The organism is Dactylosporangium sucinum (genome assembly GCF_014647515.1).
Taxonomy (GTDB): domain Bacteria; phylum Actinomycetota; class Actinomycetes; order Mycobacteriales; family Micromonosporaceae; genus Dactylosporangium; species Dactylosporangium sucinum.
The window spans coordinates 24,202-37,330 of sequence record NZ_BMPI01000095.1 but is presented as its reverse complement, the minus strand read 5'-3'; the positions used below and the strand labels follow the sequence as shown (position 1 = coordinate 37,330).

The window sequence follows — 13,129 nt, the reverse complement described above, 5'->3', positions numbered from 1 at the left end:
CGGTGCCGCTGCCGACGTGACGCTTGTTCCGCGGGGCTTCGCCCGCGGTGTGGTCGGGGTTTCCAACCTGCGGACCCGCCGCGCCCCGCGCCCCGCGCCGCGACGCGGCTGGTTTCCGTGCTTCTCTTGACTGTTCACTCGTGGGGCGTACCGCCTGCGTACCACGGGCCCGGCGGAATTTCACCCGGTCGTGCCGTCGGGTGAAGCGTGGCTCTTCGCAGGTCGTTGGGCTGATGGGTGACGGCCTGGCAGGTTGCGGTCCGGACACGAGCCGGCAACGGCCCGGCACCGGCGTGTGCCGTCCCGAGCTGTGGATTCCACTTCCCGGCGACATACCCCGCATAATTGGCGCCGCAAAGCGAATACCCGGGTGACCGACGGTTGCCCGAAGGAACGATGGCCGATCGTGAGGATGGCGCAGGTGACGTTGGTCGAAGCGGAGCCCGTCCCGGAGGCACCCGTCCCCGACGGGCCGGCCGCCGCCGCGCCGCGCCGGCCCGGGCTGCTGCCGCGGTGGGGTGCGCTCGCCGCCGCCGCGGCCGCCGGTGTGGCGATGCTCCTGGCGTTCCCCACCTACGGGCTGTGGTGGGCCGCGCCGGTCTCGGTCGCGCTGCTCGCCGTGGCCGTGCACGGGCGGCGGCTGCGGGCCGCGTTCGGGCTCGGCGCGCTCGCCGGGGCCCTGTTCTTCACCCCGCTGCTGTCGTGGACCAACCTGCACACCGGCGCCGTGCCGTGGCTGCTGCTGTCCGGGCTCGAGACGCTGTATTTCGGGCTCGTCGGCGCCGCCTGCGCCTGGACGTCCCCGCTGCTGGACAAGGGCCGGTGGGCCCGGTGGAGCTGGGTGCCGCTGCTCGCGGCGCTGTGGACCGCGCAGGAGGCGCTGCGTGACCGCACCCCGTTCGGCGGGTTCCCGTGGGGGCGGCTCGCGTTCAGCCAGGACGATTCGCCGCTGCTGCGCATCGCCGCGCTCGGCGGGGCGCCGCTCGTCACGTTCGGTGTGGCGCTCGCGGGTGCCTGCCTCGGCTACGGCGTCATCCGCGGCCTGACCGCCGGGGTGAAGTGGCGGCTGGCCGCCGCGCCGGCCGCGGCCGCCGTCGTGGTCGTCGCGGGCTGGCTGGTGCCGCTGCACACCCCCACCGGCCCGGGGGTCTACGTGGCGGTCGTGCAGGGCAACGTGCCGCGCCTCGGCCTGGACTTCAACGCCCAGCGGCGGGCCGTGCTCGACAACCACGCCAACGCCACCATCGAGCTCGCCGAGAAGGTCGACGCCGGGCAGGCCCGCCGTCCCGACCTCGTCATCTGGCCGGAGAACTCCAGCGACATCGACCCGCTGCGCAACCGCGACGCCGCCGCCGTCATCGACCGGGCCGCGCACGCCATCGGCGCGCCGATCCTGGTCGGGGCCGTGCTGTCCAGCGCGAAGGGCGTGGAGAACGTCGGGCTCGTCTGGTCACCCGATCAGCCCGCCGGGGCGGAGATCCCGCAGTACACGAAACGCCACCCGGTGCCGTTCGCGGAGCGGATGCCGCTGCGCGGGATCGCCCGGATCGTGTCGAAGGAGGTCGACCGGGTCACTGACATGACCGCCGGCACCGAGCCGGGCGTGCTCACCGTCGGTCCCGCCGTCGTGGGTGACGTCATCTGCTTCGAGGTCGCCTACGACGACCTCGTCCGCGACACTGTCGACGGCGGCGCGCAGCTGCTGGCCGTGCAGACGAACAACGCGACGTTCAACGAGTCCGAGGCCCGGCAGCAGCTGGCGATGGTCCGGTTACGGGCCGTCGAACACGGCCGGGACGCGCTCATGGCGTCCACCGTGGGGATCTCCGCGTTCGCCGACAGCCGCGGCGGCACCAAGAGCGAGACAAAGTTCAATGAAGCCGCGGTCATCCTTGCCGAGCTGCGCCTCGGCACAGCCCGTACGCTTGCTACAAGACTCGGCGTGATTCCCGAGTTCGTGATCGTGGTGGCCGCCCTCGCCGGACTGGCCGCCTGCGCCGAAGTGCGCCGCCGCGACCGGCGGGCGCAGCCGAACCCGACAGTGGGCATCAAGGAGGACGTGTGAGCACAACCGACCGAGGCGTGGATCAATACCCCGGAGTCGGCAGGGTCCTCGTCATCATCCCCACCTACAACGAGGCCGACAACATCCGCCTCATCGTGGACCGGGTCCGCACCGCCGTTCCCGCCGTCGACGTGCTCGTCGCCGACGACAACAGCCCCGACGGCACGGGCGCCGTCGCCGACGAGATCGCCGCCGCCGACCCGGCCGTCCACGTGCTGCACCGGCCCGGCAAGCAGGGTCTCGGCGCGGCGTATACCGCCGGGTTCGCGTGGGCCGCGGAGCGTGACTACGACGCCGTCGTCGAGATGGACGCCGACGGGTCCCACGCGCCGGAGGAGCTCACGCGGCTGCTCGACGAGCTCGCCGAGCACGACGTCGTCCTCGGCTCGCGGTATGTGCCCGGCGGCAAGACCGTCAACTGGCCCGCGCACCGGCAGGCGATCTCCCGCACCGGGAACCTGTATGTGCGGCTCGCGCTCGGCATGCCGATGCGCGACGCGACCGGTGGGTACCGCGCCTACCGCACCCCGATCCTCGACAAGATCGACATGGGGTCGGTGTCGTCGCAGGGGTACTGCTTCCAGGTCGACCTCGCGTGGCGGGCGTACAAGGACGGGTTCCGGGTCGCCGAGGTGCCGATCACGTTCACCGAACGCGAGCGCGGCAAGTCGAAGATGAGCTCGTCGATCGTCCGTGAGGCGCTCTGGCGGGTCACCGTGTGGGGGTTCGCGGCCCGCTGGCAGTCGTTGAAGCGGGTCGTCGCCGGCAACGGGGCCACGGAAAAACGGCCGGGTAATTCGGCCGGATAGAATCTGTTCATGCGTCCGCTGGTCCTGGCCGCGATTGGCACCCTTCTGCTGGTGATCGCCGAGATCACCGCGTTCGTGCTGGTCGCCAAGGCGATCGGATGGCCGTGGGCGGTGCTGCTCGGCATCGCCACCGGGTTCGTCGGTGCGATGCTGCTGCGCCGCGAGGGGATGCGCGCCTGGCGGCGGTTCCGCGCCGCCGTCAGCGAGGGCCGCCCACCCGGCGCCGAGGTCTCCGACGGTCTCACCGGCCTGCTCGGCGCTGTGCTGCTGCTCACGCCCGGGTTCATCACCGACACCGCCGGGCTGCTGCTGCTCCTGCCGCCCGTGCGGGCCCTCGCCCGGCACGGCGTGCGCCGCGCCACCGAGCGGCGCCTCTCCGCGGCCGCCGCCGGCGACCTGTTCGGGCCCCGGTTCGTGCGGGCCCAGCGCGCCGACCCGCCACCCGCGCAACCCGCGGCCGGCGACGACGGCGGGACCGGCGGATCCGTCGTCGAGGGTGAGGTCGTCGAGGGGGAGATCGTCGACCCGCATCCCCGGCGGCCGTGAAAGCCCACCCGATCAGCCTCGACGCGCTCGTCGCCGACCTCGTCACCCGCATCGACCGGCTCGACACGGCCGGCGCCGCCGGCGAGGCCGGCTCGGCGGTGGGAGCCGGCGCGCCTGTGGGAGCCGGCGCGGCTGCCGGGGTCGGCTCGCATGGTGGGGTCGGCTCGGCTGGCGCGCTGCGGCCGCGGGTCGCCGTCGACGGGCCACCCACCGCCGGCGGGGCCGAGATCGGCGAGCGGCTGGTGAGCGCGGTCCGGCAGCGGGGCGGGTGGGCGCTGCACGTGCCCGCCGACGGGTTCCTGAAGGCCAACTCGCTGCGGTACGAGCGGGGCAAGACCAACCCGGACGCGTTCTACGAGGACTGGCTCGACCTGGCCGCCCTCACCCGCGAGGTCCTCGCCCCCGCCGGGCCCGGCGGCACCGGCCGGGTCCTGCCGTCCCTGCGCGACCCGGCCACCGACCGCGCCACCCGCGCCGCGTACGTCGACGTCCCCGACGGCGGGGTCGTCGTCGTCACCGGCACCCTGCTGCTCGGTGCCGGCCTCGACTTCGACGTCACCGTCCACCTCATCCAGTCCGACGCCGCCCTCGCCCGGCGCACCCCACCCGAGCGGCAGTGGACGCTGCCCGCCTACGCGCGCTACCGCGACGAGGTCATGCCGCAGTACCAGGCCGACCTGGTCGTGCGGGCCGACGACCCGCGCCACCCCGCCCTGGTGCTGGATGCCTGAGTTCCTGCCCGGGCTGCGGCTGTGCGGGATCTTCTACGAGGAGGCGGTCCGGCCGCTGCTCGACGCCGCCTACCCGGGGCTGCCGCACGCCGCCGCCCGCATCGGCGCCGGCTCCGAGGTCCTCGGCTACGACGGGCCCCGCTCCACCGACCACGACTGGGGCCCCCGCCTCACCCTGTTCCTCGACCCCGCCGACACGCACCACGGGCCCGGCATCGACGCGCTGCTGCGCGACCGGCTGCCGAAGGCGGTGCGGGGCTGGCCGACGAACTTCGAACCACCCGGCGAACGGGTGCGGGTCATGACCCCGACCGGCGGGCCGGTCCACCACCGCGTCGACGTCACGACCGTCACCGCGTTCAGCGCGGCGCAGCTCGGCGTGCCCGGCGGCCCCCGCACCGCCGTCGAGTGGCTCGGCACCCCCGCGCAGCTGCTGCTGGAGACCACGGCCGGCGCCGTCTACCACGACGGGCCCGGCGATCTCACCGCCCTGCGGGAGCGGCTCGCCTGGTACCCCGACGACGTGTGGCGGTACCTGCTCGCGGCCCAGTGGACCCTCATCGCGCAGGAAGAGGCGTTCGTCGGCCGCGCCGCGGAGGCCGGCGACCCGATCGGCCGGCAGGTCCTGGCGGCCCGGCTCACCCGCGCGCTCATGCGGCTCGGACTGCTGCTGCACCGCCGCTACCCGCCGTACAGCAAATGGCTCGGCACCGCGTGGACCGGTCTGGGCCTGGCCTGGCCGGTCGGACCGCCGGCCGGCGACCCCGACCGGCTGGCCGACGCCTACGAGGCCGCCGGGCGCGCCCAGAACGCGCTGCCGCTCGCCGGCCCGGTCGACGCGACCCGCCGCGGCTACCACGACCGGCCCTACGAGGTCATCGACGCCGGCCGGTTCGCCGCCGCCCTCGCCGCCCGCATCACCGACCCGGCCCTGGCCGGGCTGCCGCTCATCGGCGGGATCGACCAGTACGCCGACAGCACCGACGTCCTCACCCGCCCCGCGCTGTGCCAGACGATCATGGCGGCGGCGTATTCCGCCCTGCGCGGAGCGGACCCTGACGGGCGGCCCGGCGGGATAGCTTAGGAGCGGTGAAGACGTTCTGGGTCGACCGCGACCACGACCGGTATCGGCAGCGCGTCACCACCGGCGTGGGCCTGTTCGCCGAGGCCCTCGGCGACATCGCACCCGTCAGCTTCGCCTGCGCCGCCTGGATCCTCGCCATCCCGCCCGTCCTCGACCCCGGATATGTTCGCTGGCACCGGCGCGTCCTCACCGCCACCTGCAGCCGCAACCCGTTCGACGGTGGCCTCACCGCCCGCGTCGAGCTCGTCTCGCCGCTGCCGGCCGAGCTGACCGCCAACCGGTCCTGGTGGCGCGACCGCGGCTGGCGTGGCTGGCCCGAGCTGTTCGGCCAGTTCGTCCAGCCCGCCGAGCGGGACCTGAGCCGCCACCCGCACCTGCGCGCCACCATCCTCGTCGAGGCGCCGCTGCCGCTGGACGGGCTGCCCGTCGCACCCGAACGCACCGACGACGTCGAGGACATCGCGGTCGCCGCCGAACGGGCCGTCACCGTCCTCGTCCGCGACCTCAGCGACCTCGTCGGGCCGGTCCTGCAGCAGCTCGACACCGACCCGGCAATTCCCTGACGCCGATATCCGGGTTGCGTGGCGGCGGGCGAATTGGGAAGGTCCACCGGTGGACGTGCGACCCCTCACCGGCGACGACTGGCAGCTCAAACGCGACCTGCGTCTCGCCGCGCTCAAGGACAGCCCATCGGCGTTCGCCAGCACGTATGCGCGTGAGGAGCACCGCACCGAGCTCGAGTGGCGCGGCTGGCCGCACCCCGGCGCGTACTTCTGCGCCTTCGACGCCGACGGCACCCCGCTCGGCATCGCCGGGTCCTGGGTCAGCGCCGCCGAACCCGGCATCACGCACCTGATCAGCATGTGGGTCGCGCCCGTCGCCCGGGGGCGGCGGGTCGCCGGGGCGCTCGTCGCCGCCGTCGTCGGCTGGGCGCGGGAGCGCGGGTCGGACGTGGTGGAGCTGGAGATCGCGGCCGGCAACGAGGCGGCGATGAGCGCCTATGTGCGGTGCGGGTTCACCGTCACCGACCGGGAGCCGTTCACGGCCGGCGGCACCGTGATGCGGCACCCGCTGCCCTGACGTTGACCGCGCCCAACTGCGTCGATCTTGCAGTTGTGGTGCCGAGACACTCCGTGAATGTCCCGGTTTGTCAGGCACCACAACTGCAAGATCGACGCAGTTGGCGCACCCGCGGTGTGTCGCCGCTTCGGCTGACCGTTTTGGAGGGGTATGAGCCGTTCTTTCGGCGGCTGGGGCCGCCTGTCGGCGTTCATCATTTGGCTGAACGGTTGAGGTGTTTTGCGAGAAATGTGGCTTTCAGCTACATACTGTAATCGCGTCATCACGACACGAGGGGAGTCAACATGATGCGAAACACCCAACGGATCCTGGCCCTGGCGGGCATGACCCTGGCCGCCGGCGCGGTCATCGGCATGAACGCCGGCGTCGCCTCGGCCGCCACCACCCAGGCCGAGAAGACCACGGTCGCCAAGCCCGGCCCGAACGACAAGAAGCCCGGCAGCGACTTCCGCAACGGTGACCGTCGCGGGGGCGGTGACCGTACCTGGACGGTCGGCTTCTTCAAGAACAAGAAGGCCTGCGAGTGGGCCGGCAAGATCGGCAAGTGGCACGGCGACTTCGACGACTACGACTGCTACCGCATCAACCGCAAGGGCACCAACATCCTGGTCGCCCACGACTACCGGCACCGCGGCCGGCACCGCTAGTCAGTCCGGCACGCGCGTCACGGGCGGCTCCCCAGGCTGGGGGGCCGCCCGCTCCGTCGGAAGAGCCCGGTCCGCCGCGGAGCGCACCGCTCCGCCCAGCAGCAGCACCGCGCCGACCGCCGCGGCCAGCAGCTGGCTGCCGGCCAGGACCGCCGCGATGACCGCGACCGGCGCGTCGGCGAACAGCGAGAACGACGCGGCGCCCACCGCCGCGCCGGTCAGCTTCAGCCCGGCGCCGAGCGTGAACACCTGCGTGCGGGTGTGGGGCGGGGCCTGGGTCGCGCGCACCTGCAGTACCGAAGCGAGCAAAGGACCGTCGAAGAACCCGGCCACGGCGAACAGCCCGACCAGCACCGGCCACGACGCCGTGAACGGGACCACCGCCAGGGCCGCCCCGCACGCCGCCAGGCACACGAGCACCACCCGGTGCGCCGGCCAGCGCGGCGGGTGCCGCGCCACCAGCAGGGAACCCGCCAGCGCACCGACCCCCAGAGCAGTCACCAGCAGCCCGCCACCGGCCGCGTGCCCGGACCGCGCGCCGAGCAGCACCGCCACCGGGGTCAGGATGCCCAGCCCGAACGCCTGGAACAGCGTCGCGACCGTCACCGCCCGCAGGACCCGGTCCACGACCACCGCCCGGAACCCGTCCCGCAGGTCGTCGACGAACCGGGCCTCCCGCGTCCGGTGGGGCTTGCCACCCACGGTCAGCAGCAGTACCGCCGCCGCCACCCCCGCCCCCGCCAGCACCCCGGCGGCCGGTGCCACGCCCGCCCACGCCGCCAGCCCCGCCGCCACGGCCGGCCCGGCGATCTCCGCCACGTTGTACGTCGCCGCGTCCAGGCCCCGGGCACGGGCCTGGCGCTCCTTCGGTACGACGTCGTCGAGGCGGCTCGACAGCCCGCCGAACACCATCGGCCCGCAGCACCCGGCGACCAGCGCCAGCACGAGCACCACCGGCATCGGCGCGTGGCCGAGCAGGAGCAGGACCCCGCCGAGCGCGGCGCCGAACACCGCCGCGAACCCGGCATGCACCAGCCGCGGGTTGCGCGCCCGGTCGGTGATCAGCCCGACGAACGGGCCCGCGGCGAGCTGCGGCACCAGCAGCGCCGCCATCGCGAGCGCGCCCCGGGCCGGGCCGCCGTACGCGTGCACCGACGCGAGCACTGCCACCACCGCCCCGCCCGAGTCGGCCGTGCGGGCGAGGGTCGCGGCCGTCAGCAGCCGGGCGAGGGGACCGAACACCGGGCCACGGTAACGGACGACCCGCCGTCGCCCCCTTCCGTTTTCGCCCTTGCGACAGACGCCGCGTCCCGCCGGCGCCGTGAAACCGGAGCCGTCAGGCCGGAGCGAGGACGCAGAACTCGTTGCCCTCCGGGTCGGCGAGGACGACCCACGAGACGTCGCCCTGGCCGACGTCGGCCGGCGTCGCGCCGAGGGCCTGCAGCCGGGCCACCTCCGCCGCCTGATCGTCACCGCGACACGGCACCACGTCGAGATGGGCGCGGTGCCGCAGGTCCGTCAGGTGGGGCGTGCGGAGGAACTCAAGATACGGCCCGGCACCCTTCGCGGAGCGCAGCAGCGCACGATCGTCGGTCGCCTCGTGCACGGTCCAGTCCATCGCCTCGCCCCAGAACCGGGCCATGGCCCGCGGGTCCGCGCAGTCGACCACCACCGCGGCGATCGGCCCGGTGTCCCGGTAGATCTCCCGGGGCTCCAGCACGCAGAAGACGTTGCCCTCCGGATCGGCCAGAACCGTCCACGGGACGTCGCCCTGGCCCACGCCGGCGGGCGTCGCGCCGAGCTCCCGCAGGCGCGCGACCAGCTCCGTGTGATGCGCCGCGGAGGTGGTCGCGAGCTCGAGGTGCGCGCGGTGCCGCACCGACTCGGGGTCCGGGACGGCGATGACATCGACGCAGACCGGGGCGTCGGGGTCCGTCCAGTCGAAGCCCGCGGGTGCGACGCTCGTCGCGCCGGAACCCGAGCGGGAAACCCAACCGAGGGCCTGCGCCCAGAACCGGCCGAGCGCCGCGTCATCCCGAGCCTTGACATTCGCCTGAACCAGTCGCAAGGCCATGCGGGCTACCCTATCCACAGCCGGGTATCGGCACCGCGACCACCCGATCGAGCGTCAGCTCAACGGCCAGCTCTCGTCGGCGGTCGGCGACACGTTGCTCACCGGCGCCCCGAGCGCGCGCCGGCCGGGCCAGCATGGGGGCATGGATGTGACAGTGACGAACCCCTCCAGCGACGTCGCGCTGGTCACCGTGCAGGGAGCGATCGACGTGGACACCGCCGCCGGCCTGCGCGCGGCCCTGGAGCACCTGCTGGACGTCGGCACCCACCGCATCGTCGTCGACCTCGGCGGCGTCGACTTCTGCGACTCGATCGGGCTGGGGACGCTCGCGTACACCCACACCACCTGCACCGCCGGCGGCGGCTACCTGCGCCTGACCGCCCCGACGCCGTTCATGCAGCGGCTGCTCACCACGGTGGGCCTGACGCCACCGATCCCGGTGTTTCCGACGGTGGAGGCGGCGCTGCCGTCCTGACCGGCGCGGTCGGGACGGGCGGTCTCAGCGGCGGCGCGGTTTGGCCGCACGCTTTCCTGCAGCTCGTCCCAGCGACGCCGGGCCGGATGTTGCCGAGGCCGCCCAGTGCGCGGGCCGGGTCAACCGCTCGGGAATCCGCGTCGACGCATCCCCGCGGGAGGCGTCGAGCTGCGACTGGATCAGGAACAACGCCCCGTCGAGCCGCGCACCGCGCACATCCGCCCCACGCAGATCGGCGCCGATGACGTCCGCGGCCCGCAGGTCCGCGCCCCGCAGATCGGCCCCGACGAGCAGCGCACCGCGCAACGCCGCACCCCGCAGGTCGGCACCGCGGAGGTTCGCGCCCATGAGGTCCGCCGGGAGCGGCGCGGCACGATACCCGGCCCGGGCCAGCTCGCTGGCCTCCCGCAGCAGCGGCACGCACCGCGACCGGTGCGCCTCGACGTCGACCGCCGCCAACGCCGCCGCATCGAGGCCGGTCAGCGTATCCGTGTCCGCCAGGGCGCGGTCCAGCGTCGCCGCCAGCGCGGCACCGACGGGGAGCGAGCGGGCCTCACCGAGGTACCAGAGCAGCTCGTGCACCTGCCGCATCACCGTGAACGCGGCGAACATCGGCGCCGCCGACGACGGGTCCGAGCGCCAGTCCCGGCCGGCGAACGTCACCTGCGCCACCTGCTGGCCGGCGCCGAAACAGTCGTACACCGTGCAGCCCGCGAACCCCCGCTCCCGCAGGCTCGCATGGATGCCACACCCGAAGCCGTCGCCGAGGTTCGGGCACGCGTGCCCGGCCGGCTTGTCGATCGCGAAGTCGCTCGACCGCGCGAACGCCGGCGCCACACAGCACAGACCGAAACAGCGACTGCAGTCGGCCTTGAGCCGTTCGGCCACGATTCCTCCACGGTACTGCGGGCAGCCCGCGCGGTCGCAAAGGACCCCGGCGACCGGGTGGTGGTCGGCCGGGGCCCTTGTCGCGTGGGACGGCGGGTGGAGCGGCGCCTCAGGCCGAACGGCCGCGGCGGAGGCGAACCTCTTCCAGCCGCTCGTTGAGAATGTCCTCGAGCTCCGCGATCGAACGGCGCTCGAGCAGCATGTCCCAGTGGGTGCGCGGCGGCTTGGCCTTCTTCTGCTCCGGCTCGCTGCCGTCGACCAGGCGGGCCACGCTGCCGTCGAACTTGCACTCCCAGGTCATCGGGACCTCGGCGTCGACAGCGAACGGCACCTCGAACTGGTGCCCCTTGGCGCACAGGTATTCACGGGTCTGACGCGGAGCCAGCTCGGTGTTGCGGTCGGACTCGTAGCTGACGGCTCCGAGACGGCTGCCGCGCAGCATGCGCTCGCCCATGGTTGGTCTTCCCCTTCGAATCGTGTTGCGCTTCGCTGTAACCAACGACGCCGAGTGGCCTGACGATTCCCACCGCGGGCGGGCAGATTACACGACCTCCCGGGGACAGCGGTAGGGGAGTCGCCGGGTCGGTACCCTGATTTTACGTTGGGTTTCCATGATCGACCAGTTTGCCGAAATCGTGGCGAGACTCACCCAACGTAGTTTCGGCAGGTCACCCGGTGGGTTGACCTTTCTCACCCGGCAGCCTCACGCCCGGTTCCCGACATGCTGAGCCGGGTGACCGCCTCCGTGAGGCGCATCACCTGCCCGCGCAGGTCGTCCGCCCACCCGTTCACCCGGTCGACCTCCGCCCGCAGCCGCGTCAGCTCCTCCCGGGCCGCGATGAGCCCCGCCTCGGCGGTCGCCGCCCGGGCCCCCTCGGCGTCGAGCCGCCGCTGCAGCCGGTTCTCCATCTCGTCGCGCTGCCGCGCCGACTTCTCCACCGCGGCGACGGCCGCGTCGCGTTCCCGCAACGCCGCACCGGCGGCGTCCCGGGCGGTGTCACGTTCCCGGTACGCCTCCGCCCGCAGCACCCCCTCGGTCGCCGCCTCCCGCCGGGCGGTGTCACGCTCGACGATCGCGGCCGCGAGCGCGGCGTCGACCTGCCGGGCCGCCTCCTGTGCGGACGCGACGGCCCGCCCGGCCCGCTCCTCGACGGCGTCGGCCCGGGCGGCCGCCTCCCGCGAAGCCGCCTCCGCGGCCTGTGCCGCCGCCGCCATGCCGGCGACCTCGCGACGCGCCTCGGCCCGGGCGGCCTCGGCCTCGGCGGCGGCCCGGGACTCGGCGGCCGCGGCGGCGAACTGCGCGGCCTCGACCTCCGCCGCGGCCGCCGCCAGCGCCGTCTCGATCTCCGCGGCGGCCGCCGTCCGGGCGGCTTCGACCTCCCTGGCAGCCGCCGTCGCGGCGGCTGCGACCTCGGCCGTGGCCGCCACGCGGGCCGCCTCGACGTCGGCCGTGGCCGTCGCTCGCGCTGCCTCGATCTCGCGGGCCGCCTCGGCCGCCGCCTCGCCGGCCCGGCGCTCGGCCAGGGTTTCCGCCGCCGCCACCCGGGTCTGCGCCGCGCTCACCGCCTCGTCCGCGTCCGCGGTCGCCTGCGCCGCCGCGGCCTGCGCGTCCACGGCCCGGCGCCGCTCGGCCGCGAACGCCGCCCGCGCCGCGGCCAGCTGCTCCCGCGCGTCGTCGCGCTCGGCGTGGGCGGCCACGACGTCGGTCGCCGCCTCCGCCCGCGCCTCCGCGATGCGCCGCTCCACCCCGGCCGGCGACAGCTCCTCGTGCAGGGCCTCCACGAGCGTCTCCACGACCTGGTCGAGCCGCTCGGCGACCTCGTACGCCCGCGCGACCTGACCGGCCAGCCCGGGGGAGGACCGCTGCCGCATCCGCGAGTTGCGGGCGTTGCGCTGGCACTCGCCGTCGTTGTCGCGGCAGTACCGGAACGGCCGCCCGGCCGCGTTGCGCTGCGGGACGGGCCGCCCGCAGTACGCACACGGCCGCTCTTCGGCCGGTTCCTCGCTGGGTATCCGCACATCGATCCGGGACGACGTCACGCCCGTGAGCGTAGGCGCCGCCGGACGTCTTCCGCCGCGCGACACGCGAGATTTACCGAATTTCTTTTACCGATAATCCGATAAACCACGCGCGACGGGATACACCATAATGACTGTTATGCGCGACGTGAGACTGGCAGTATGATGTAGGCAGCGCCCTGGAAGCAGCGGCGGGAGCGAATGCGTGCGCCGAGCAGAGGAGAGCGTGCCGCTGTGACCAAGCAATGCCGGACGTGCGGCGAGACCAAGCCCATCGCCGACTTCTATCGCAACCCGGCAACGGTCCGCAGCGGCGGCCACCGGCCCGACTGCAAGGCCTGCACCAGCACCGCGCGGCGCAAGCGGTACGCGGACACAGGCGGGATCGAGGCCCACCGGCAGGTCCTGCGGTACGCGTACGGAATGCGCCCCGAGGACTACGCCGCGAAGCTGGCCGAGCAGAACGGCGTCTGCGCCGTCTGCGGGACGGTCGAGGTGGCGACGTACAAGGGACGCCCACGCCGGCTCGCCGTCGACCACGACCACGTCACCGGCAAAGTACGCGCGCTGCTCTGCCAGCGCTGCAATCTGCTCGTTGGAGCGATCGAGCAGAACCCGGCCCTCGTCGAGCTCGCCGCCGCGTACCTGCGCCAGCACGGCGCGTGACCCAATAGCGACGGCGCGATCGTTCCGTGGCCGCGACGTCGTCGT

At 74.0% G+C, this 13,129-nt stretch carries 15 protein-coding genes; 10 read left to right on the top strand and 5 right to left on the bottom strand.

Annotation, left to right across the window (positions count from 1 at the left end; genetic code table 11):
* The first annotated feature begins 412 nt into the window (after positions 1-412).
* From lnt to IEZ31_RS50755, 8 genes are all read left to right on the top strand, one after another.
* On the top strand, positions 413-2,065 hold the full coding sequence (lnt, locus tag IEZ31_RS50790; RefSeq protein WP_190257362.1) for an apolipoprotein N-acyltransferase: 1,653 nt from the start codon (positions 413-415) through the stop codon (positions 2,063-2,065).
* A complete protein-coding gene (locus tag IEZ31_RS50785) occupies positions 2,062-2,874 on the top strand; it encodes a polyprenol monophosphomannose synthase (protein ID WP_229837110.1) in 813 nt (270 codons plus the stop codon). The genes lnt and IEZ31_RS50785 overlap by 4 nt, the downstream gene beginning before the upstream one ends.
* A 9-nt stretch (positions 2,875-2,883) precedes the next feature.
* A complete protein-coding gene (locus IEZ31_RS50780; protein ID WP_190257353.1) occupies positions 2,884-3,420 on the top strand; it encodes an FxsA family protein in 537 nt (178 codons plus the stop codon).
* Entirely contained in the window at positions 3,417-4,151 is a 735-nt protein-coding gene (locus IEZ31_RS50775; protein ID WP_190257352.1) for a nucleoside/nucleotide kinase family protein, read from the top strand. Before IEZ31_RS50780 ends, IEZ31_RS50775 begins: the two co-directional genes overlap by 4 nt.
* Positions 4,144-5,235: a DUF4037 domain-containing protein gene (locus IEZ31_RS50770; RefSeq protein ID WP_190257351.1), complete on the top strand. Its 1,092-nt coding sequence runs from the start codon at positions 4,144-4,146 to the stop codon at positions 5,233-5,235. The genes IEZ31_RS50775 and IEZ31_RS50770 overlap by 8 nt, the downstream gene beginning before the upstream one ends.
* Positions 5,236-5,240: 5 nt before the next feature.
* On the top strand, positions 5,241-5,798 hold the full coding sequence (locus tag IEZ31_RS50765; protein ID WP_190257350.1) for a hypothetical protein: 558 nt from the start codon (positions 5,241-5,243) through the stop codon (positions 5,796-5,798).
* 49 nt (positions 5,799-5,847) lie between these two features.
* The gene (locus IEZ31_RS50760) at positions 5,848-6,315 is read left to right on the top strand and encodes a GNAT family N-acetyltransferase (RefSeq protein WP_190257349.1); all 468 of its coding nucleotides are present in this window, start codon (positions 5,848-5,850) and stop codon (positions 6,313-6,315) included.
* 284 nt (positions 6,316-6,599) lie between these two features.
* Positions 6,600-6,962 (top strand): hypothetical protein, encoded by a 363-nt coding sequence (locus tag IEZ31_RS50755; RefSeq protein WP_190257348.1) that lies wholly within the window; start codon positions 6,600-6,602, stop codon positions 6,960-6,962.
* On the opposite strand, the gene IEZ31_RS50750 is transcribed toward IEZ31_RS50755, so the two are convergent.
* Positions 6,963-8,204: an MFS transporter gene (locus tag IEZ31_RS50750; protein WP_190257347.1), complete on the bottom strand. Its 1,242-nt coding sequence runs from the start codon at positions 8,202-8,204 to the stop codon at positions 6,963-6,965.
* A gap of 94 nt (positions 8,205-8,298) precedes the next feature.
* Positions 8,299-9,036 carry a VOC family protein gene (locus IEZ31_RS50745; protein ID WP_190257346.1) on the bottom strand — a complete coding sequence of 246 codons (738 nt, stop codon included), beginning with the start codon at positions 9,034-9,036 and terminating at the stop codon, positions 8,299-8,301.
* A gap of 142 nt (positions 9,037-9,178) precedes the next feature.
* On the opposite strand from IEZ31_RS50745, the gene IEZ31_RS50740 reads away from it, so the two are divergent.
* Entirely contained in the window at positions 9,179-9,511 is a 333-nt protein-coding gene (locus IEZ31_RS50740) for an STAS domain-containing protein (protein WP_190257345.1), read from the top strand.
* Between the two features lie 24 nt (positions 9,512-9,535).
* Here IEZ31_RS50740 and IEZ31_RS50735 read toward each other — a convergent pair whose 3' ends face one another.
* From IEZ31_RS50735 to IEZ31_RS58755, 3 genes are all read right to left on the bottom strand, one after another.
* The gene (locus tag IEZ31_RS50735; protein ID WP_190257360.1) at positions 9,536-10,402 is read right to left on the bottom strand and encodes a pentapeptide repeat-containing protein; all 867 of its coding nucleotides are present in this window, start codon (positions 10,400-10,402) and stop codon (positions 9,536-9,538) included.
* Positions 10,403-10,508: 106 nt separating this feature from the next.
* On the bottom strand, positions 10,509-10,853 hold the full coding sequence (locus IEZ31_RS50730; RefSeq protein ID WP_190257344.1) for an RNA polymerase-binding protein RbpA: 345 nt from the start codon (positions 10,851-10,853) through the stop codon (positions 10,509-10,511).
* Positions 10,854-11,089: 236 nt separating this feature from the next.
* The gene (locus tag IEZ31_RS58755; RefSeq protein ID WP_190257343.1) at positions 11,090-12,439 is read right to left on the bottom strand and encodes a hypothetical protein; all 1,350 of its coding nucleotides are present in this window, start codon (positions 12,437-12,439) and stop codon (positions 11,090-11,092) included.
* A gap of 213 nt (positions 12,440-12,652) precedes the next feature.
* On the opposite strand from IEZ31_RS58755, the gene IEZ31_RS50720 reads away from it, so the two are divergent.
* Positions 12,653-13,084: an endonuclease VII domain-containing protein gene (locus tag IEZ31_RS50720; RefSeq protein WP_190257342.1), complete on the top strand. Its 432-nt coding sequence runs from the start codon at positions 12,653-12,655 to the stop codon at positions 13,082-13,084.
* The last annotated feature ends 45 nt before the right edge of the window (positions 13,085-13,129 follow it).